The following is a 22,476-nucleotide window of genomic DNA, read 5'->3' as shown; positions in this document are numbered from 1 at the left end:
CAGTGCTAATGATGCAAGCAACACATGTACTGGATTTACCTTGATTTTCCTCAGCTCGCGCTGGACTTACTACAGCGCGAGCACCCCGCTGAGCACGCCTTGGCGATTCATCACAACAAGCAGATCATCCAACTTAACCAAGTCGCTTATCAGCTAGGTGTATATTTAGGTAGCTCTCTGAACACAGCCTACCAACTAGCGCCACAATTACATTTGTACGAACAAGCCGATTTATCGTGCGAGGCCTATTTCGACAGCTTGGCTCAACAAGCTTTACAGTATTGCGCTCAAGTTGCTTTACATGAAGAGCAAGGTTTATACATCAGCGGGGCTGGCATGCTGAGTATTTACCAGCAACCAGAAAAGCACCTAAAACAACTAGCAGAGCATTATCAGCGCCAGCAAGTTAGTTTTCGGATCGCTTACGCAGAAACAGCCATAGCCGCGCGTTGGTTAGTGCGCTCGCAAGATATAAAGCACCCTGAAACAGGTACCAAACATTTGCCCGACCTAGCTTTAAGTTATAGCGATCTTCCTAGTGCCCAAGTCACTAGCTTGCAGGCAATGGGTTTATATACCATCAAACAGCTTAGCAACCTGCCCCGTCCCGAATTGCGTAAACGCCTTGGTGAAGAGAGCTTAGGTGCTCTAGACCAAGCCCTGGGTTTGCAAAATACGCCGCTTACTTTTATTCAAGCAAAGGCCTGCTATCAACAGCGCTTCCCCTTATTAAGTGAAACTCACACTATCCAAGGTTTAAGCTTTCCCCTCAAGCAAGCCTGCCAGCATTTACAGCAGTGGTTAAGGCAGCGTCAGCTATGCAGTAACACCTTACTGCTTACTTTATCTTTTCGCGATAAACCCAGTGAGCAAGTAAGCCTTAAAAGCGCTCGCTTATTACAAACCAGCCAAGATTGGTTAGCCCTATTTAGGCTAAAACTAGAAACGCTACGCCTGCCTGCGGCGGTGCTCGAATTTTCCCTTTATTGCCAGGCGCTTTATCCCCTAGGTAGTGAGGTGAGTAGCCTATTTGAACAGCAGCAATCCAGCGATGACAACTTATTGTTTGATCAGCTCAGCGTACGTTTAGGCGAGCACTCCATCAGCCGCTTAAGTTGCCAAGCCGATTATCGCCCCGAGCGTGCCAGCCAGTATTTACCCCTGCAACAGCAAGATATGCTTAACTACCCGAGTCTGTTTCCTCGGCCCTGCTGGCTATTGCCCCAGTTAAAACCTATTAATATTCAGCACTTCACGTTGCTTTCGCCACCAGAGCGTATCGCCAGTGGTTGGTGGGATGAACAAAGCATTAATCGAGATTACTATATGGCGCAATGCCCGCAGCAAGGCATTGCGTGGATTTGCCATGAAAATAAACAATGGTTTTTACATGGCTGGTTTGCCTAATGAGTACTCTCCCTTTTGCCGAGCTTAACGCACAAAGTAACTTTAGTTTTTTGTATGGCGCGTCTCACCCAGAAGAAATGGTGGAACAAGCTGAACACTATGGCTACCAAGCCATTGCAATTACCGATGATTGCTCGTTAAGTGGTGTCGTTCGAGCGCACCAAGCGGCCGCGCAACGCAATATTAACTTGATCATTGGCAGCCAATTCACCACCGATGAGCAATGCCAGTTAGTGGTATTGGCTAAAAACCTTAATGCTTATCAGCAACTTTGCCGATTTATTACTCAGGCCAGAAAATACAGTAAAAAAGGCAGCTATCAACTAAGTTTGGCGCAATTTGATCAAAGCTTAGATCAGTGTTTGGTGTTGGTAAAAGCCAATAAAAATCTGCAAGCCGCTCAACTTAGTCAACTTAAACAGCAGCTAAAGCAGCCTATTTATTTACTGCTGCATAACGATTTATCGCAACCTGTTGGCCTGCTCGATAGCTATCGTCAACTCGCCAAACAACAACAAATTGATTGCGTAGCGTCTATCAACCCCCGCATGCACCTTGCTAATAGAAAAAAGTTAGCCGATATACTCGATGCCATTCGTCAACACAGTACCGTACAACAGGCTGGTTTTTTACTTAGCAGTAATGCCGAGCGGCGTTTATTACAGTGGTCGCATTTACAACAGCGCTATTTACCTGAAGAGCTGACGCGTAGCACCGCACTAGCAAAGCAATGTACTTTTAACTTAAAGGAAATACGCTACCAATACCCCAAAGACAATGTCCCTAAAGGCTACAGCGCCCAGCAATATTTGCGTCAACTTGTAGAAGCAGGCATTAAGCAACGCTTTGGAGATAGCCTATCGACAGAGTTACGCACACAAATAGAACATGAGCTGGCGTTAATTAGTGAACTGCATTACGAGCACTACTTTCTCACTATCTACGACATTGTGGCGTATGCAAGGCGCCAAGAAATTTTATGCCAAGGCCGCGGTTCAGCGGCTAACTCGGTGGTCTGTTATTGCTTAAACATAACCGAAGTTAACCCCCAGCAAGTGGGTTTATTGTTTGAGCGTTTTATTTCAAAAGAACGCGATGAGCCACCTGATATTGATGTAGATTTTGAGCATCAACGCCGCGAAGAAGTCATTCAATATATTTACAACAAATATGGCCGTGACCGTGCAGCGTTGGCTGCCAGTATTGTTACCTATCGCACTCGCAGTGCAATTAACGAAATAGGTAAAGCTTTGGCGATCCCCGCGCATATTTTACATGGGCTAAACCACAATATTGATTGGCGCGATGGCAACAGCAATACGGTGAGTAAAATTGTGCAGGCGGGTTTGTTACCCGAAAATAATGCCCGCAGCTTTGCAGAGTTAGTATCGCAATTACGTGGTTTTCCTCGGCACTTATCGCAGCATGTTGGCGGCTTTGTGATTGCACAAGATAAGCTCTGCGATTTAGTACCGATAGAAAATGCCGCCATGCCAGACCGAACCATTATTCAATGGGATAAAGACGACTTAGAAGCGCTGCATTTAATGAAAGTAGATGTGCTCGCCCTTGGCATGTTAAGTGCTATTCGCCGCTGCTTAGCCAGTTTAAGCCAGCGAGAACAACGCACCATTAGCCTTAGCGATATTCCTCAAGATGATAAGGCCACCTACGACATGCTGTGCCAAGGTGACAGTGTAGGCATTTTTCAGGTGGAATCGCGGGCGCAAATGAGCATGCTACCGCGGCTAAAACCGCGTAACTATTATGACCTAGTCATTGAAGTGGCCATTGTTCGTCCAGGTCCTATTCAAGGAGACATGGTGCATCCCTACCTACGCAGGCGTAATGGTGAAGAAACTGTAGACTACCCTAGCCCCCAAGTAGAGTCGGTATTAGCCAGAACCCTAGGCGTACCTATTTTTCAAGAACAAGTAATTAAACTCGCGATGGTGGCCGCAGGGTTTAGTGGCGGCGAAGCCGACCAGTTACGCCGCGCAATGGCCAGCTGGAAACGTAACGGCAAACTGGCTTACTTTAAAGACAAACTGATTAACGGTATGCAAGCGCGTGGCTACCCTACAGATTTTGCCGAGCGGGTGTTTTCACAAATTCAGGGCTTTGGCGAATATGGTTTTCCAGAATCACATTCCGCCAGCTTTGCATTATTGGTGTATATATCGTCTTGGTTAAAATGCCATGAGCCCGCCGCTTTTTGCTGTGCCTTACTCAATAGCCAACCCATGGGTTTTTATAGCCCTAGCCAGCTCATTCAAGATATTCAACGCCATGGCGTAAGCATTCTGCCTATCGATATAAACCAAAGTGATTGGGAGCATAGTCTTGATTACAGTCAACATGCTAAAGGGGCAATTAGGCTGGGTTTAAAGCAAATTAAGGGCTTAAATAAAGGCAAATTTGCTCATCTATTAGCAAACCGCCCTAGCCAAGGGTTTAGCCACTTAAATCAACTCACCCAACAGTTAGATAAAACCAGCCTAGAGTCTTTAGCTACCGCCGATGCTTTTGCTTGCCTAGCGGGTCATCGCCATCAAACTCGCTGGCAAATGAGTGGCACAGAAGCACCACTGCCATTATTTGATATGCCCAAGGAAGCCGAGGTAAACCTCACTGCCCCTAGCGAAATTGAAGATATTAAACAAGATTACCTCGCTACACGCTTAAGCTTACGGCGCCACCCCATGCATTTATTGCGCGAACATCAAGCACTAAAAAATTGTTACTCGCAAACGCAATTACATCAGTGCAAGCACGGTCAGTTGGTTAAGGTGGCAGGTTTAGTCGTGGGTCGACAACGACCCGGTTCTTCGGCCGATGTCACCTTCGTTACCTTAGAAGATGAAACAGGCAACAGCAATGTGATAGTCTGGTCAGCAACCGCTAAAGCGCAGCGCCAAGCCCTTATCTCATCTCGTTTACTTAAGGTTCATGGTCGTTTAGAGCGCTGCGATGAGGTAATACACATTATTGCAGGGAAGCTAGAAGACTGTTCGTGGTTATTAGCCGATCTTTCAGTGCGTTCACGCGATTTTCACTGAACTAATCAACGGCAATGTACAGTTAAGCAGCAAGTAAATAGGACAACAATGTTAGACCGCTACGCCATAAAAATCATAAAGACGCCGTTAGATTTAAGCGCACAAATCCTCGACAAAGCAGGCCTTAGTGCTAATCAAGTCACCATTATCGGCTTTTTTATTGGCTTAAGTGCCATTCCATTTTTAGCCTTTCAACAATATCAAATGGCTCTGTTGCTGATAATCCTCAATCGGATCTTTGATGGCTTAGACGGCGCATTGGCAAGACGACAAGGCTGTAGCGATTTTGGCGGATATTTAGATATTGTCTGTGACTTTATTTTCTACTCCGGCATTGTATTGGGATTCGCCCTCGCTGCGCCAGAGCAAAATGCCATCGCCGCCAATGTGCTTATTTGGACATTTATGGGCACCGGGTCTAGCTTTTTAACCTTTGCCATTATGGCCGCTAAACGCGACATAGATAATACAGTGTACCCGCATAAGTCGTTGTACTATCTGGGCGGGTTAACTGAGGGAACCGAAACTATTGCCACCTTTGTATTGTTTTGTTTATTTCCGCAGTACTTTACCGTTTTGGCGTTTACCTTTGCAGCATTGTGCAGCATTACCACAGTCACTCGCATATTGGCGGCCAAAGCCACTTTTATCGACGTCAGCCCCAAAGAATGCGACTAACAAAGCGTTTTTAGAACCTAAAAAAACCGGTAATACCGCGTATTACCGGTGGCTAATAAAGCCATGAATAAGCACCAAAGTGGCAACAGGCAGTGATTACCACTCACCAGATACTTATCGGTTTATGTAACTTAACTCTCGGCTAAACAGTTATAAGCATTAATGCTCATACCTGCAGTAAAGCCACCGTCTACACCAATAGTTTGGCCATTAACAAAGGCGCAATCAGGTGCGGATAAAAAATGAATGATAGCGGCAACTTCTTCTGGTTCTGCTATTCGGCCAAGCGGCACAGCTTTTTGCTCCATACGCAGTTGCGGCTCTCCGCCTTCGGCGCGCGCCATTGGCGTATCAACGGAGGTAGGACAAATGGCATTAACCCGAATGTTTTGCTCACCAAGCTCTAAGGCGGCAGTTCTAGTTATACCCAACACTGCCCACTTAGAGCTAACATAGGGAGCTAAATATGGCACCCCTTGCATACCTGCGGCTGAGGCGACATTCACAATGCTACCGCCTGTTGGCATATAAGGAGTCGCATGTTTAATTCCAAACACCACTCCCATGGTATTAACCTTAAAGTTGAAGTCGAAATCTTCTTGCTCAGACTCCAATAGCGTGTTGTAACCACGATTTACACCAGCACAGTTAACCAAAATATCGATTTTTCCATAGAGGTCATGGGCGACTGCCATTAGGTTTTTAACTGACGTTTCATCAGAGACGTCGGTTTTAACAAAACTTCCACCTAAGCGCTCGGCAAACTCTTGAGCATTTTTACGACCCGCAACTACAACAGTAGCGCCTGCATTAGCTAAGCGCTCAGCAGTGGCAGCACCAATGCCAGACGTACCGCCAGTAATTACCGCTACCTTTCCATCTAAATTAAAAAAGTGATTCATTGCTTACCCCTACTCTGTTTGTGCAGCCACTTGCTGCTCTGGAATGACGCTAAGTTAACGCTTACGGCGCGAGTAACAGAGTTACAAACCGGAGGGACAAGGTAAGTTACCTAGCAAATCACCAAGCAGTGACTTACTCAATGCATCTAAAAGACTAAAAACGAATTAAACAGGTAAAGGCGCTAAGTAAATGATTTAAATAGAACATCGAAGATTCAGAAGCAGTAAAAAAAAATAATTAAAATAAACGTGAACATAAACACAAAAACAAACGTTCTATTTAAGTGTAATCAATAAGAGGAAAGAACAATGAATAAAATACTAATCGCATTAAGTTTATTTATGGGAATGTTTTATTCTAGCCTCAGTATGGCCAGCGGCCCTTGCTGTAATAAGCATTACTCTACCATTAGCATGTGGGAAAAAACTGAGGACATGCAGCGCAACATGTACACAGCGCCGTCTATCAAGCAGTACTCTTCGGTAGATAGCTACATCAAGGTAAACGAATTAACTCGACCAAAGAATGTATCATACAGTCGTCGTATATATGCATCGCATTAAAATAGAAAGCGACAGCCATAGGCTGCCGCTTTTATTTATTCAACGGTTAACTTAGTAAGAGTAACCATTGTGGGTATTACTCAAAGAATAAAAAGTTGCTTGAACATAGTCTGAATCGTTGCCACTTTTATTTTGATTATAAACCCCAGCTTTAAAATACATATATTGGCTAGAGATATCGTAACCGCTATTACTCATATCAACCACTTGAACAACATCACTCTTACCAGGACGACTAATAGTTACTGTTAAGGTATTAGCAACCACTTTAATCTGATATGAAAAACGCTCATTCAATTTAATGCCGTCAGCAGGATCATTGGCACTATTATCTCGGCTACCAATCATCTCGTAGTATTGTTCACTGCCACTACGTGGCTCGTGAGCAATGTAGATTGAACCACGTGCATTGTCTTTTAGCTTACGGTAGTAAATACGCACTGGTTCGTCATCATTTGCATGGATCTGACCAATAATTACTCGGCCTACTTGACCGCTATCACCGCTGGTTGTTACATGGTTTACTGCCAAGGTTGCGTCTAAAACGCCGTTTACCCCACCCGCTGCATTTTGAGCCGACGAAGGAGCGCTTGAGAATACCCAATTGTTTTTGCCAACCCCTTTCGTGCTATGGCTGGTATCGCCACGACGCAACATTTCGCGTAATTCAGAGCGTGTGTAAGAGGTGCTCGAGGATGTTTTAGCACCACTAATCGGCGCTTTAAATACCATGCCTCCATCTGTCGCTGTATAGAAAAATTCGCTGCTTTGGTAACCGCTTGATAAGGCTTGCTCCTTAATCGTATCAGCTTTACCGTCACCGTTATCATCTACTGGCACACTTAAGGTCCAATCTAACAAATCAAAGTTACCCGATGGAGGTAAAGACGGATTAAGGTTAGGATCAACCGGTGCAGGATCTACTGGGTCTACGGGATCAGGGTCAACCGGATCGACAGGGTCAACGGGAGCACTTCCATCAACACAGCCAAATACTTTCGCTTCAATAATGCTATTCCAGTTATTGGCAGAATTCCCTTGCCCGGTAACTCTTACATAACGAGCGTCACTGTCGCTAATATCAAAACTTTCATAACCGCTTTCAATACCACTCGACATCGCACCAGTTAATACCGATGTCCAATTACTGTTATCACTAGAGGTAGCCACATCGAAGTAACTCGAACGCTGGTCGCCTTTTAAAAACACCACATCTAAACTCGTCACATTGGCGTTAGCTTGTAAATCAAACACTATCTGTTTGCCAATACCTTGAGATGACCAACGAGACTCAGTGCTTAGGTTGCCGTCTATAGCGTTTTCTGGGCCATGACCATCATTACTGCCATTATCACTGGCAGACGCAATAGTAAGGTTAGCTGGCGAAGAACATGAACCAACACTGACAGGCGGAGTAACAGAGCTAGGTTCAGAACTGCTGCTCAAAGAGAAATCATCAAAACGGCCTTCAGCACCGTTGTATTCTGCGAATACCGTCACTTGGTTAGCAGAGCCAGCACTGGCGGTTACGCTCACTTCCGTCCAATCGCTGCTAGCGCTAATTTTTTTAGTATATTCTTGCGAACCAAAACGCAAACCAATAGTGCCAGAGCCTTTAACAAAAGCCGTTAGCGTATAGGAAGTATTAGCCGCAATGTTAAGCGTTTGCTCTACACTTCCACCGCTGCCGTTAATTTTTACTGATTTACTGCCGGTTTGAGCAACACCAGACAAAGAAGAAGGATCGGTATCTGTCCAGCCATCAAATTGGCTGCTACTTTCAAATCCGGGGTTAGTAAGAGAAATTGTTTCTGCTAGCAATACAGGAGATTGCAACAATACTAAGGCACCTAGCCCAGCAGTGATGCGATTTCGCGTCAGTTTCATTATTATATGTCCTATGTATATGCGCCCAATAAAGGCTGTCCATTCCGTGCCCTCGCTCTCGTCGTTGGCATCGCTTACACATCCATGCGCTAACAGGCTAGCCGCTATACCACATTGCGGTAATTTCCTATTCACTACTGCTTAGAAATGTTAAATAAACCTTAACAATAAATCATACAATACCACCTTTGTAATGATCACATTTCTGACCACCGAGCTAATTCTCTGCCAAAAACTTGAGGTAGCTCACTAAGCCTGGTTAATTAACTTCAATTACATAAATGCAATAAAATCAGTAAATTGAACGAGAAATAGTGATTTAATGTAAGTATCACTGAATTTACAGAGTAAGCCGTCAATTTAACCAATGGACGAAATAAGTTGGCAGGCTGTTTTTGTGCAAAAGCGGTAATGAATGAGGATTTGGTGATTTTTTAAGACAAAATATAATGAGGTAATACGCTACCAATTGTATGGCATATAAGGTGTAAGCTAACTAAATGAAATAAAAAAGCCTCGCGACGCGAGGCTTTTTTTCATTACTCGCCGTTTTAAGCCACATCTTCCTCTGGAAGGCGGTGCTTACTGTTATTTAAGAGCTCTAAATTAGCTGCTCGGGCTTTTTCAGAGTCACCTGCCATAATGGCTTGATAAATAGCAGTGTGCTCGGCCATACATGTGCCCCCTTCTTTTGAAGAGTGTTTGAAGAAACCCACAAACATTACCTGCAGCACGTTAGCAAATGGAATATAGAAATTATTCGCGGTTGCTAAGTAAACCAAACGGTGGAACTGTAAATCAGCCTGTACCCAACCAGAGGCATCTTCATCACCATTAGCAATGGCTACCATGTGCTGAAAGCATTCAGACAACAATACCCGTTGTTCAGCCGAAGCGTTCTTTGCCGCTAGTGCTGCGGCTTCTGGCTCAATGGCACGTCGCAGTGCTAAAAACTCGGTTAGCAGGTCTTGGGTTTCGCCTATCCCTGCCATCCAACTTAACAACTGAGAATCCAGCATATTCCAATGGTCCCTTGTTTTCACTCGGGTGCCAATTTTGGGGCGCGATTCTAACAAGCCTTTAGAGCTGAGGTGTTTAATTGCTTCACGCAACGCGGTTCTGCTTACGCCAAACTGCTCACACAATTCCATCTCTGAAGGAATAATACTGTCTTGAGGAAGCGCGCCAGACAAAATGCTTTTAGCTATTTCCCTTGCTACCTGTAAGTGTAAGCTGCGCGATGCGCCTTCAATCATTGCAAATTCGTTAGCCATAGGTGTCCTTTTGCTATCCTATGAAATCAACCATACATATTAATTTAGTGCAGCATATTCAATACCGCTCAACTAAAGTGTGTCTACGTTAACAGATTTCAACATTTACACTAGCTAACTGCACATAGGATTTTGATATTACTGTACTTTTTTCAATACAGTCACTGTCAAAAATGACTAAATGTGTTGCCTATTCCCGACAGTATCGCTTAAAAAACCATCACATATGTATTACAATTAATGTTGTTTTCACTTCCCCCTAAACGTAATAGCTAAATGCTGTTTGTGCGAGAGAGTCACCGATAACTAAAAATCAAATAAGAAGCTTGAGACTATTTTGATGGGATCTAGATAACGTTTTCAATCTGACAAGATATAAAAGTGAGATCATAATCTCACTTAGCCCCTTATGTCATACAATAATGCCATAGTGCTTGTTAAGGTAAGGTTATCTACTATGGAAGAGGAATTACAGACATGGATTTAAACGTCCTTATCGTACTCATTTATTTTTGTTTTCTAATCGCAATCGGTTGGATGTTCCGTACATTTACCAATAATACCAGTGACTATTTCCGCGGGGGCGGCAAGATGTTGTGGTGGATGGTAGGTGCAACCGCCTTCATGACACAGTTTAGTGCTTGGACATTTACCGGTGCCGCAGGTAAAGCCTACACCGACGGCCTAGCCGTTGCCATTATCTTCGTAGCCAATGCCTTTGGTTACTTTATGAACTACGCCTACTTCGCGCCTAAATTCCGTCAACTTCGTGTTGTAACGGTAATTCAAGCAATCCGCATGCGTTTTGGTAAATATAACGAGCAAGTATTTACTTGGTCTGGTATGCCAAACAGTGTGGTATCTGCCGGTATTTGGCTAAATGGTTTGGCTATTATTGCCTCTGGTATTTTTGGCTTCGACATGACCTGGACCATTGTACTAACCGGTTTAGTCGTACTTATTATGTCTGTAACGGGTGGCTCTTGGGCGGTAATCGCATCTGACTTTATGCAGATGGTGGTGATTATGGCCGTAACAGTAACCTGTTGTATTGTTGCCATTATCCACTCTGGCGGCGTAGGTAACATTCTAGATGACTTCCCACGTGACTTCGTTATTGGTGACAACCTTAACTACGTAAGCATCTTAACCATTTGGGCATTCTTCATCTTTGTTAAACAGTTCAGCATTACCAATAACATGCTTAACTCTTACCGTTACCTAGCGGCTAAAGATTCAAAAAATGCTAAAAAAGCGGCTTTGTTAGCCTGTTGTTTAATGACCTTAGGCCCGGTGATTTGGTTTATTCCACCATGGTTCTTAGCAGGCCAAGGCGTAGATCTAGCCGCCATGCACCCAGAAATGGGCAGCAAAGCAGCCGACGCAGCATACCTAGCCTTTGTTGAGCTATACATGCCTGCAGGTATGGTAGGTTTGCTTATCGCTGCAATGTTTGCCGCAACAATGAGCTCAATGGATTCAGGCCTTAACCGTAACTCTGGTATTTTTGTTAAAAACTTCTACGAACCAGTACTACGCCCTGACGCATCAGAAAAAGAGTTAGTCGCCGTTTCAAAAATCACCTCTACAGTGTTTGGTGTACTAATTATCTTATTCGCCCTATTCATTAACTCGCTCAAAGGCTTAAGCCTGTTCGACGCAATGATGTTTGCCGGTGCCATGCTTGGCTTCCCAATGACAATTCCTGCCTTCCTTGGCTTCTTCATTAAGAAGACACCAGATTGGGCTGGCTGGGGAACACTACTAGTAGGTGCTTGTGTATCTTACGTAGTAGGTTTTGTGATTGGTCCAGAGCATATCCAAGATATCTTCAACCTAGACCAAGACTTAACTAACCGTGAGTGGAAAGACCTTAAAGTAGCCATTGCTCTAATTGGTCACATTGCTCTAACCGGTGGTTTCTTTGTAATGTCTCAGTTGTTCTACAAAGGCTTGAGCGAAGAGCGCTCTAAAGATGTAGACAAGTTCTTTAACAACTTGCATACACCATTAGTGAACGAGTCTGCAGAACAAGAAGTGCTAGATAACAAACAACGTAGCATGTTAGGTAAATTAATCGCCGCAGCGGGTGCCTTTGTAATGTTATTAGTAGTGTTGCCAAACAGCATGGGTGACCGTTTAGTGTTTATCTTATGTGGAGCCATTATCCTTTGTGTTGGTGTGCTACTGATTAAAGCGAACACCAGTAACAAAACACCCCCTACTAGCCAACCAGCAGTAGAATCAGAATCATAGTAAGACCTGTAGTATATAGGAACTGACCATTCCTTCTTTTGCAGTGTTTAGGGTGTTGGCCTAAACACTGCCTTTTTGGTTCTAGGCCTTGGTAAAACGCCAAAGCTGGGTCTCTTCTAGTAGATAAAAAGCTAAGCGTAACCCGCTTAGCTTTTCTTTTTGCTTTTTCTAAAGAGCGGAACAACACGAGTTTGCTAGGCTCTCGCTTAAAGTAAGCCGCCATTTGCCAGTGTATACACCACTACTTAGTCACACACCTAACAAAACCATTTAGCTCAGCAACACTTTTAATATGATGCAACTCTTTATCTTGCGACCGCTCTGTTAAGCCTTTTACAAAATCATCATTCCAGAATGTTGGGCTTAGCTTGAGCATTTTATAGCTCTGTAGCGTGCCTTTTAGCACCGAACTACCATCTGGCCAACCCTCAGGCTTTACCAACAAGCCTTTAAGCATTCGTTTAGTCGCAAGCCAATAACTGGTTGAATAAGGCAGGTCGATGTAAATTAAGGTGTCTGCCGCTGCTAAACGCTGATTGAAGGAAGCTAGCGGACCAAAACCGTCGATGATCCACTGCTCGCGAGACAAGAGATCCTGATGTGCTTGATCATATATCTCACGCGCTACCCTTTCGCCATTTGCCTTAAACACCAGCGAATCGAGTTGATATAAGGGAATGTCTACCGCTGAGGACAACGCCTTGCTTAAGGTAGATTTACCACTGCCCGGCTTACCAAAAACAGCTATTTTCTTCATGTGAACTCCTTGTAGTAATAATCCCCTGAGGCAGATACAAAAAACCCACCTCTTTGGGTGGGTTTTACACATCAACAGCGCATTAACAATCCCACCATTCCTAAGGAATGATGATAATTCGTAGCGCCTGTTGCGTAAGATAAGTATTCATAGTCTTATCCTTAACGATGGAGAGGGCGTTGTCAATCGTGGTGGGAGAAACGTATTCTGTCTTTTTTGCCCGAAAACGTCTAAATCATAAAGCACTTAACTGATTCCATGTTTCATTTAAATCTGAATTTAAAAAATTTGTATCCTGCTTCCAAAAGTTCATATAGAAGCACAAATAGCCATAAGCCTGTGACGAGAAAAATAAACACTATAAAATGGGAGGCGAGTTTAGTAAAAAACCTAGTGTTTTTAGGGCTTGAGTTATTTAACGAGGTTTTACCAAAAAGTCCTTCAGCACAGTTTCGACAATAGTTTTGGGCTTTAATAACAAGTAGACCATCGCAGAAAAACTTCCTTTCACAACAAAAACACTTCATAATTTTATTCTTTTAATAGGAACACACCATAGCAAATTTAGTTGACCACTACACAGCGCTCTCGATTCCTCTTTAAGAAAGCATCATGTTCAGAGATAACTAGTTTAACATTCGCCTCTTCTAGCTCATTGTTACTTTCGTTCAAGACTGATGCTGCAAGTTCAATGACAGACTCATAGTCAACTTCATGACCATTTTCGCGGAACTTTCTTCAGCGTTCTTTAACAGTTCATCGAACAACTTTAGCTCCCCTATATGCAACCGATATAAGAGCGTTATAAAGAGAAAGGCATCTTATTTTAAGAATGCCTTTTCCCAGTTATGGCACATTTTATACAGTTTACTCTACCACCTAAACCTTTAAGTTTCAGTAGCCTAAAAAGAAAATGACAAAATTCTCACAATAAAGGAATGCGAGCTTTGGTGGATACCAGCTGTGTAAGAAGGCGCAGTTAAAGCAACTTGAATAGCTGCTTTTACTTTTTAATCAGTGATCCAATCACTTGCGGAGATTTTGCAAAAATGCGCTTAGTTTGGGCGAGAAATAACTCGCCAGTGGCTACGGCATCCATCAGTGCATTGTGCCCATTGTACTCGGGTAAGCCATAACGTTGGCGAATAGCCGATAAACGAAAATCCCCAGTTTTTTGATGATTAGCGTTGGCAATTAACGATTTTTCTAAACTTAAGGTATCTACCCAAACTAAAGGTAAGGTATTCAACTGGTATCGCTGCTTTAGATAATAATCAATAAATTGCTGCTCTACACAACAACCATGCACCAATAATACTCGGCCCTGCATCGCTTCAAAAAGCTGATCCATAGCTTGGTCTAGGCTGATCCCCTGCGCGAGCATTTCTGGCACAATTTGGTTAATAACCGCGGTTTCTGCTTTAACTTTGTTGCCACTGTTGATGTAACAATGCGAGGCGCTGTTTAGGTCTATGCTCAAATTCTTCATCACTGTGTAGCCAATGCTAAGAATATGATCGTTTTCTGGGTGCAAGCCGGTGGTTTCAAGATCGAAGGCGAGAAACTCGAGGTCTTTAATATTGGAGCTTTCACTGGGAAGCGTGGCTTCTAACAGCCGATTAAACTTTTTAGGTAAACCACCACTAGCTATCACCTTTGCGCGGGCGCGGCCTAGCTTCGCCAGTGGTTTAAAACGTGTGAACATTGCTTACCCTATTTTTCGCTAAAACGCAGCTTAGCAGCATCTTGTAGGTTATTAATGATACGAAATGCGTCTTTTAAGTGCTCTCGTTCAAAGTTACCAAAACTTTTAGGGGCAATATAGTTATCTGGCGCAGAACCTTCTTTTAATGCTTTAAGTTGATGGCGGAATCTAAGTTGTGTAATAAACCGATAAGCGCCTAGTACGTCTTTTAGAGCATCTTCACTGAGTATTTTTTTCTTTGCAGCACTGGTGAAGCGTTGCTCGGTGCCGGTATCGTCACTATTAACCGCTAAACCGTAAATGCGGCCTAAGTCGACAATAAGCAGTAAAGCATACTTTTTAATATCGAGCATTTCACTGTGTTCGCCGCCCTTCTCCAACACTAGGTTGTTAAAAATACCTAGGGGTGGTTGTACCGATACAGAGTCTGTGACCAGTGAGTTTAAGAAGGTTTTATTGTTATTAAGTAATGCGTACAAATGCTGTTGAAGCTGCTCCGACAAACTGGCGTCGCCATAAATACTGCGAACTTCCATAAACACCGTGGCATTTAACAACATGCTGTATTCAGGGTTAGACACCCATTTACGGTAATACTCTTTCCATACATTAATCGGCTGACACCACTTTGGTGTCGCCGCCATAAACTTGCCGGTACATAAGGGGTAACCACAGGCGTCCATGGCGTTACACACGTACATGGCTAAATGGGTAAAGTACATGCGGTCAGACTTACTAACGTTCTCTGGCAAAATAATAGCACTGTCTTGATCAGACAACATGTGTACTTCGTTACGAGCGTGAGAGCCCGCTACTACCCAAGTATATGCACAAGGTGGATCGCCTAGTTTGGCTTCGGCCATTTGAATCAGTCGGCGATTATAGGCATCCATTATCATGGCCATAACTCGGCCTATTACCTCTACCCTCACCTTACCTTCGACCAGCGCTTCAAATATCGCTTGGCGCTCTGAAGTCAGTTTTGCTAGCCCTTCTACAGTTTCGGTGTACTTAATTTTTTCAATCAGGAAGATCGCCTGCACGCGGTGCTTTTGCACTAAATGTGAAGTGGTGAGCAAGCCCAATACCTGATTGTTCTCCACCACTGGCAAGCTGCGAATGTTGTGTTCCATCATCAGTGAGGCGGCGGTAAGAATAAGATCGTTCGGTTTAGTGGTGACCGCTGGCGAGGTCATTACGTCACTAATCGGGCGAGTGATGTCGTAGCCTTCGGCAATCACCCGTTTGGTCATATCACGGTCTGAGATTAAGCCGCATATAACACCGTCTTTTTTAATCACCGCAGTAGACGAGCGGCACTGCACTCGCATTTCGTTCGCCACCGCTTGTATCGACATATCGGCAGTGACCACAGCTACCGTTCCGCTAGCAACTTCCGACACCTTTTTAAAGAATAAGCCTTTCTCGTTGTCAGACCACACCACGTTTAGCGCCGACTGCAGGCGTACTCGCGCTTTAGAAGCAAAGCTGTCGGCGTATTCTGGATGCTGCTCAAGCAGTTGGGTTAACTCGGTATGCGGCACCATGTACAGCAAGGTGTTTTCAATTGCTGTTGCACTATAGCCATCAAGCGCGTCTTTTAGTGGCTCTAAAAAAGTAAAACCAAATAAGTCTTCTTCGCCGAGTTTTGAGCGTAACACCCCATCAGGTTTACGCTGCTCCATTACCCCAGTGCGAATAATGTATAGGAAACACTCTGATTTATCGGAACCGAAGCGAATTTGCTCGCCTCGCGCCAAATAGCTAATGGTTACCGACTCTCCAATTTGCCGCTGCAAGGCTGGCGGCAATAAATTAAATGGATAAATCTGCGACAAAAATTCGATAATGTTCGGCAACAGTGTTTGCGGCATGGTAATAACCTATCTTCAGCAATAGTATTATTATATTGTTATTACATGTAATTACTATGAGCTAACTCGAATTTGCTGCCCATTTAGCCACTTATCAACAATAGAACAGTGACAACTATAGAGGCGAAATAGCTAATAGGACCAACGCTTGTATCTGTTGCAAAGAGCCTTGGTCTGAAAAACCAAGCTCTATCCAGGCCGAACGTGGGCTGCGTTTAGGGTGGGATATAGAGAGCACAGGATGCCGTAAGCCTTGCTCAGCAATGCTTGTTCGCCCTAGTTTTAAATCTAACTCATCGCCTTGATGAAAGTGAGCAAACTCTTTGCCTTTATAAACAAAGCCGTAAAAGCCTCCGCTGTCGTTTGGCCAAAACGTCTCGCTAATACCCGCTTTCGCTAACAGCCAAGTATGCAGTTGCTGTTTTAGTGGCGAGTAAGAATGCTTTACCTGCTGCTGTAAAGCGGCCATTTGCTCAGAGCTTTCTTGTTTAGCCATTGGGCAAACCCGCTTCATGTTTCAGCAACCAGTCTTTACGATGAATACCACCACCGTAGCCTGTTAGCTGGCCGTTAGCGCCAATCACTCTGTGACAGGGAATAATAATGCTAATACGATTTTGGCCGTTGGCCGAGGCTACCGCCCGCACGGCATTAGGTACCTCTAAGTACTCTGCTTGTTGGCCGTAACTGCGTGTTTCACCATAGGGAATATCCATTAGCCCACGCCATACCAATTGCCTAAATTCGGTGCTTGGAGTGTCTAGTGCTACGTCAAACTGTTTGCGGGTTCCAGCAAAGTATTCAGCAATCTCAGTCTGAACTTGATCCAGGTGTGGGTTTTCTCCCGGCAGAATAACGGCTTTTAAACGTTTAGTAAGATCGTTAAATTCAGTCTCCAACATTCGGCGGTCGGTAAACTCTAGCAAACAGATACCCTGCTGAGTGGCGCAGCCATACATGGGCCCAATTGGCGTGGTAAAACGCACAATATTAATCACATTGCTGGTTTTGCCAGTTGGCGCGCCACCAAACACTTTCTTAAACCCTTCATTAAACCCACTTAGCGATTCGTAACCCGAATCAAAGGCTGAATTACTAATGCTATCGCCTTGTTGAATTTGGCTAAAGGCCGAGTTAATTCGCACCATGCGTTGATAGGCATGAAAAGTAATTCCATGGTGCTTCTTAAACCAGCGGCGCACTTGAGCAGGATCTAGGTGACGCGCGCGTAAATCAACGTCTTTAATTCGCGTAAAGTTGTCTTGCTGAATATCATCTAACAGCGCTTTTATGTAATCTGGGGCTTCGTCTAAAGCTTGCATCGGTTTGCATACTTTACAAGCTCTATAGCCGTGTTGCAGGGCTTCTTGCGCGCTGTTGTAAAATGTAACGTTCTCGATTTTAGGTTTGCGCGCTCGACAGCTTGGTCGACAAAAAATACCGGTGGTTTTTACTGCGGTGTAGAACACCCCTTCGTACTGGGCATCCTTGCGGCTCATTGCGTCATACTTTTGCTGAAAGCTTAGTGGTTCCATAAACCTTTACTGCTTAATGAGAGTAGATAAAACCAAAATAACTCAGTGTAGATTTATCGGCTACCGAAAAATGAACAAGTATTTTTTAAGTAATGCCTAACAAAGCGGTCGATTAAGAAATCGATACGGTTGCCAGGCAATCCGCTAAATGACGGCGCCAAAAGCCAACTAGGTTTACGCTACTGGGTAATGGTTTTAGACATGTTGTAGCCGGTAACACAAAGCCAAGCTCTTGGTACAATGCTAACGCGCGCTGATTACTAAATGCGACTCTAAGCTTGATTTGGTTAATACCAAACCCCGTCAACTGCTGTTCAAGCGCCTTCATCGCCAGTTTCCCAAACCCTTTGTTGCGCTGCTTGGGGAAAATATAAAAATCATAAATGTAAGTGGATTGGTCACTCGCTTGAATAGAGTGCCATAAATAACCAATCAACTCTGATTGCTGCTCGATACAAAACAGTTGGTGGCCTTGGCTTTCTGCCCCTTGCGGAAAGCTTTGTTCTAGTGTTTGTTGGGCTAACTCTAACGCCCTTTCTTTAGAGTGCCCTTGATTCGCTGCGATATCGCGGCTGTAATCATCAACAAAATACTCACAGTAGTCTGCAAACTCCTTAGCGGTAATTGCCCGTAGCGTAACCATTAGGTTCTAAACCCCCACACTGCATCTATCAGCTTAATCATCAGTTCTTTGGATACTCCATTGTCATCCAGTTCTGGCATATATTCTACAAAGTCAGCGCCGATAAATTTAGGGCTAGATGCAACCGAATAGACTAAGTGAATTGCCTCTCTAGCACTTAAGCCACCTACATTAGGCGTAGCGCACGCTCTATAAATACTGCCGTCTAGCGCGTCGTAATCGAAAGATAAATAAATATGATCGTAGTTATCATTTAGCTCAGTCATCAAACTAGAAATAACGCCGTTTATTCCTAAGCTATCTATGCTTGGCATACCGTAATGGCGAATACCAAGTTCGCTAATCAACCGTTGCTCGTTAGGCATTACATCTCGTACCCCAATGTAATAAATATCTTGAGGCTTAAGCACTCGTTCTGGATCAATATCCCACACTTTATCGGGGTATTTGTCCATAAGCATCGCTAAAGGTTTACCATGCAAATTGCCATCTAGCTTATCGTTACAATCTGCATGTGCGTCCACCCAGATAACCGCTACCTTTTTGTCCCGTTGTTTCTGATAAAAGGTCATTACCGCCTGCAACGTACCCACTGCGATAGAATGGTCCCCACCAATAGTTATAGGAATGCGCCCCTGATAAAAGCTATTGAGTACGGCAGCGCAAAGCGCGTCTCCGTAATCCGCTAAGGCGCTTACCTTTTGTTCTGCCTCAAGCAAACCCATTACCTCACTAGAAGGGCTCACATCACCGCAATCTTTAATGTCCGCATCCCAGCGGCTATTTCTAACATCGATCCAATTCGATAGCCCTACCCAAGTATTTTGGCCAGCTTGCCTAAGGCCATTTACGGTATTTTGCTTAGTGATCACGCAACCTAAATGATTAAAGGGAGCACCGATGATGTCAAAGCGTTTGGTCATATTGGGTAAACTCACGAGTGGTAGCTAACGCTAAAAATAGAGATCAATTAAACCACTAACAAATAACTTATTCATCAGTAATCTATTGATTAAACGGGAAAATGAAGTGGGCAGCTACCGTGTCAAGCAATTCTAGAATAAAAAGGGCTTTGCTGGCATCAATAAGCAAAGCCCTAGATGGGACTAATTAAGCTAAATGCTGTTTAAAGAAAGCGATGGTTCTGTTCCACGCTAGCTCAGCATTGTCTTTGTCATAACGGCCTGTGGAGTCATTATGAAATCCATGATTGGCTTGCGCGTACATATGCATGTCAAAGTCGACGTTATTGGCCCTTAAGTCTTGCTCGTACTCAGGCCAAGTAGCGTTTACCCGTTTATCTAACTCAGCTAACTGAATCTGCAGCGGCGCTTTAATGTTGGCTCTTAACTCTTTTGCTGCAGGGGTGCCGTAGAACGGTACACCTGCATTAAGCTCGGTGCCCATGCGCGCAGCCAGCATGTTCACCACATAACCACCAAAACAAAAACCAACTGCACCCAGCTTGCCGTTGCTGGCAGAATGACTTTTTAGAAAACTGGCGGCAGCTAAAAAGTCTTGTTCAATTTTGGCGCGGTCTAAAGATTTTTGCATACTGCGCCCTTCATCATCATTGCCAGGGTAGCCGCCTAAACTATGTAACGCGTCTGGTGCAAAGGCGATAAAACCATCTTTCGCTAAACGTCGCGCGACATCTTTAACATAAGGATTAAGCCCTCGGTTTTCATGAATAACCAAGACCACCGGTGCGCTTCCTTCCAAATTGGTAGGCATCACTAAATAGCCACGCCCTTCTCCATACCCTTTGGGGGAATCAAAAGTCGCAAACTGTGCTTTTATTTCTGGGTCGTTAAACGATACTTGTTCTGCCAAGGCGTAATTAGGTAACAAGGCTGACGACAACACCGCCATAGAAAACCCCACAGCCGCCAATTTAGATAAGCGCGCTAAAAAAGTACGGCGGTCAATAAGGCCATGAGCATACTCGTCGTACCAATCAAAGGCCTCTTGAGGAATGGCATACTGTGGTTTGCTGTGTTGCTGTCCTGTCATTGGTGTTTCCATTACTTGCTCCTACCCTTTGGTTTAATGTATTACTTTAGCTCAATTAAAAGTACTTAGTATTACTTTACAAACTATCACTTCGATCACCTAAGTTAAGTGACCCAATATCCATTTATGCTTTGGGTTTACGCGGTGGTAATGCAGCAAATTGCGGAAGCTGCTGGCTGTCGACAAACCAAGGTGCCTTGTGGGCACAAAAAATATTCTGAATCGGTTCTATGTTGGGGTGCTGATCTAAGGTACCGGCTGGGATCACCATAGTTTTTCCAGTTTTCGCGAGCCAAGGCAAAGACGAACCACAAGTGCGACAAAAGGCAGTAGCAAAGTACTTAGTGTGCTCAGGTTGATAGCGCTGAACCTTGTCTTCACCGGCCAACCACCGAAATTGGCTGGGCAATACAAACAAATTAGCAGCATGGGCACTACCAGTAAATTTGCGACATCGAGAGCAATGACAGTATTGAAAAATGCCTAAATTGTCGTTTATTTGGTAGCTCACCTCTCCACATAAACAGCTCCCCTCTATATCGGTTTCTTGCATACATCCCCCTTGGTTTCCTTGCCTACTGAACTACGCTAAGTGTAGCGAGTATTACTGAGGCAGCAGTGGCTATATGCTTCTCCCCAAAAACTTTAAATACCTTAGCCGAACGACGCTATGGCGCTAACAAATGCTGCTAATAGTGTTTCGGTACTGGGCTTAACAACGTTATTTCAAGCCTAGAGCGTAGCTTTGAGTTTGATACATCAACTCAATTAAACGCTGATAATTTGAATCAAGACAGTTTGATGTCTCATTTAGCACAAGCTCTCATTGACCTCGGTTTTTAACCAGAGGTATCTTGGTGTTATTGTAGTACAAAATATCAATCTAAGTAGTTGAAGGTGAGCTTATGAAAGTAAAAACTCTTGCTGTTATGATGCTAGGAGCTTTAAGCACTAGTGTAGCCGCTGCCAATACCACGCCAGCAGAGGTGCTAGACCTATCTTGTTGGAAAGTAACGTTGCCAGTGTCTTTAGACAATGGCGATCGCCCTACTGAATTCAGTGAAAAAGAGATCGCTAAAGGCGCGATGCACGCTGATTACTTTTACGTAAATGAAGCAAAAGATGGCGTTGTTTTCCGTTCTCCTGTTCAAGGGATAAAAACCTCTAAAAACACGAAGTATGTTCGCTCAGAGCTTCGTGAAATGATGCGTTGCGGCAACACCAGCCACAAAACAAAGGGCGTTAACGGTAACAACTGGGTATTTGGTCACAACGAGTCAGTAGATTCATTGAAAAATGCAGCAGGTGTGGATGGTAACTTAAAAGCGACTCTGTCTGTTGACCACGTAACCTCTACCGGTGAAATTTGGCAACAAGGCCGGGTTATTATTGGTCAAATTCACGCACCCGATGATGAGCCAGTTAAAATTTACTACCGTAAACTGCCTAACCATGAAACGGGTTCAGTATGGATAAGCCACGAGCCAAATGGTGGCGATGATATTACCTTCCCAATGATTGGCCCAACTAAACCAAATTACTGGAAACAAAAAGATAAAGACATCGCTAAGTCATATGATGACGGTATCGCTTTAGGCGAGAAATTCTCTTACGAAATTGACATTAACGGCGCTGATATGACGGTAACGATTAGCCGTGAAGGCAAAGCCGATGTAGTGCAAAAAGTAGATATGCAAAATTCTGGCTACGGCTTAGAAGACCAATGGATGTATTTCAAAGCGGGTGTATACAATCAAAACCGCTCTGGTGAGCCAGAAGACTACGTTCAAGCAACGTTTTACAGCTTAGACGTCACTCACGGCGCGGCTAAATAAACACAACATTGTAGCTATACAACCAAATAAAAAAGCGCGTTGAAGTTAAACTTTCAATGCGCTTTTTTCTATTCGGCCATAATGAGC

The 22,476-nt window shown here is 44.1% G+C and carries 18 protein-coding genes; 6 read left to right on the top strand and 12 right to left on the bottom strand.

The annotated features are described in order from the left end of the window. Nucleotides 1-24: 24 nt before the first annotated feature. Genes Q4549_RS01485 through Q4549_RS01475 form a run of 3 tightly spaced genes read left to right on the top strand, consistent with a single transcriptional unit; the run spans nt 25 to nt 5,144 of the window. Nucleotides 25-1,407, top strand: a complete 1,383-nt coding sequence (locus Q4549_RS01485) for a DNA polymerase Y family protein (protein ID WP_303553133.1) — start codon at nt 25-27, stop codon at nt 1,405-1,407. Beyond that, on the top strand, nt 1,407-4,466 hold the full coding sequence (locus tag Q4549_RS01480; RefSeq protein ID WP_303553132.1) for an error-prone DNA polymerase: 3,060 nt from the start codon (nt 1,407-1,409) through the stop codon (nt 4,464-4,466). Before Q4549_RS01485 ends, Q4549_RS01480 begins: the two co-directional genes overlap by 1 nt. A 48-nt stretch (nt 4,467-4,514) precedes the next feature. Further along, nucleotides 4,515-5,144 carry a CDP-alcohol phosphatidyltransferase family protein gene (locus Q4549_RS01475; protein ID WP_303553131.1) on the top strand — a complete coding sequence of 210 codons (630 nt, stop codon included), beginning with the start codon at nt 4,515-4,517 and terminating at the stop codon, nt 5,142-5,144. 131 nt (nt 5,145-5,275) lie between these two features. Here Q4549_RS01475 and Q4549_RS01470 read toward each other — a convergent pair whose 3' ends face one another. Further along, nucleotides 5,276-6,046, bottom strand: a complete 771-nt coding sequence (locus Q4549_RS01470; protein WP_303553130.1) for an SDR family NAD(P)-dependent oxidoreductase — start codon at nt 6,044-6,046, stop codon at nt 5,276-5,278. 309 nt (nt 6,047-6,355) lie between these two features. Here Q4549_RS01470 and Q4549_RS01465 point away from each other — a divergent pair, with 309 nt between their 5' ends. Then, nucleotides 6,356-6,610 carry a hypothetical protein gene (locus tag Q4549_RS01465; protein ID WP_303553129.1) on the top strand — a complete coding sequence of 85 codons (255 nt, stop codon included), beginning with the start codon at nt 6,356-6,358 and terminating at the stop codon, nt 6,608-6,610. A 51-nt stretch (nt 6,611-6,661) separates the two neighbouring features. Here the strand turns inward: Q4549_RS01465 and Q4549_RS01460 are convergent, their stop codons facing one another. After that, nucleotides 6,662-8,497 carry a polysaccharide lyase family 7 protein gene (locus tag Q4549_RS01460; protein WP_303553128.1) on the bottom strand — a complete coding sequence of 612 codons (1,836 nt, stop codon included), beginning with the start codon at nt 8,495-8,497 and terminating at the stop codon, nt 6,662-6,664. A gap of 551 nt (nt 8,498-9,048) precedes the next feature. Next, on the bottom strand, nt 9,049-9,771 hold the full coding sequence (locus Q4549_RS01455) for a FadR/GntR family transcriptional regulator (protein ID WP_303508565.1): 723 nt from the start codon (nt 9,769-9,771) through the stop codon (nt 9,049-9,051). 477 nt (nt 9,772-10,248) lie between these two features. Here Q4549_RS01455 and Q4549_RS01450 point away from each other — a divergent pair, with 477 nt between their 5' ends. Further along, the gene (locus Q4549_RS01450; protein WP_303553127.1) at nt 10,249-12,027 is read left to right on the top strand and encodes a sodium:solute symporter family protein; all 1,779 of its coding nucleotides are present in this window, start codon (nt 10,249-10,251) and stop codon (nt 12,025-12,027) included. Nucleotides 12,028-12,268: 241 nt separating this feature from the next. Here the strand turns inward: Q4549_RS01450 and Q4549_RS01445 are convergent, their stop codons facing one another. The 9 genes from Q4549_RS01445 to Q4549_RS01405 form a co-directional block, all read right to left on the bottom strand. Continuing rightward, nucleotides 12,269-12,784: an adenylate kinase gene (locus tag Q4549_RS01445; protein ID WP_303553126.1), complete on the bottom strand. Its 516-nt coding sequence runs from the start codon at nt 12,782-12,784 to the stop codon at nt 12,269-12,271. 1,003 nt (nt 12,785-13,787) lie between these two features. Further along, complete coding sequence (locus Q4549_RS01440; RefSeq protein WP_303553125.1) at nt 13,788-14,489, bottom strand: 3'-5' exonuclease; 702 nt, start codon at nt 14,487-14,489, stop codon at nt 13,788-13,790. Between the two features lie 8 nt (nt 14,490-14,497). Beyond that, nucleotides 14,498-16,363, bottom strand: a complete 1,866-nt coding sequence (locus Q4549_RS01435) for a putative nucleotidyltransferase substrate binding domain-containing protein (protein ID WP_303508559.1) — start codon at nt 16,361-16,363, stop codon at nt 14,498-14,500. Between the two features lie 115 nt (nt 16,364-16,478). After that, a complete protein-coding gene (locus Q4549_RS01430; protein ID WP_303553124.1) occupies nt 16,479-16,859 on the bottom strand; it encodes a luciferase family protein in 381 nt (126 codons plus the stop codon). Next, the gene (locus Q4549_RS01425) at nt 16,852-17,898 is read right to left on the bottom strand and encodes a bifunctional transcriptional activator/DNA repair enzyme AdaA (protein WP_303553123.1); all 1,047 of its coding nucleotides are present in this window, start codon (nt 17,896-17,898) and stop codon (nt 16,852-16,854) included. The genes Q4549_RS01430 and Q4549_RS01425 overlap by 8 nt, the downstream gene beginning before the upstream one ends. A 112-nt stretch (nt 17,899-18,010) precedes the next feature. Further along, nucleotides 18,011-18,541 (bottom strand): GNAT family N-acetyltransferase, encoded by a 531-nt coding sequence (locus tag Q4549_RS01420; RefSeq protein ID WP_303553122.1) that lies wholly within the window; start codon nt 18,539-18,541, stop codon nt 18,011-18,013. Then, entirely contained in the window at nt 18,541-19,464 is a 924-nt protein-coding gene (locus tag Q4549_RS01415) for an arginase family protein (protein ID WP_303553121.1), read from the bottom strand. The genes Q4549_RS01420 and Q4549_RS01415 overlap by 1 nt, the downstream gene beginning before the upstream one ends. A gap of 187 nt (nt 19,465-19,651) precedes the next feature. Continuing rightward, entirely contained in the window at nt 19,652-20,566 is a 915-nt protein-coding gene (locus Q4549_RS01410) for a dienelactone hydrolase family protein (protein WP_303553120.1), read from the bottom strand. A 112-nt stretch (nt 20,567-20,678) separates the two neighbouring features. Beyond that, complete coding sequence (locus Q4549_RS01405) at nt 20,679-21,107, bottom strand: GFA family protein (RefSeq protein ID WP_303553119.1); 429 nt, start codon at nt 21,105-21,107, stop codon at nt 20,679-20,681. A 352-nt stretch (nt 21,108-21,459) separates the two neighbouring features. Here Q4549_RS01405 and Q4549_RS01400 point away from each other — a divergent pair, with 352 nt between their 5' ends. Next, complete coding sequence (locus Q4549_RS01400) at nt 21,460-22,389, top strand: polysaccharide lyase family 7 protein (RefSeq protein WP_303553118.1); 930 nt, start codon at nt 21,460-21,462, stop codon at nt 22,387-22,389. Nucleotides 22,390-22,476 lie beyond the last annotated feature (87 nt).

This window comes from Agarivorans sp. 2_MG-2023, assembly GCF_030548085.1.
Lineage (GTDB): Bacteria > Pseudomonadota > Gammaproteobacteria > Enterobacterales > Celerinatantimonadaceae > Agarivorans.
This window is presented reverse-complemented; position numbering and strand designations above follow the sequence as displayed.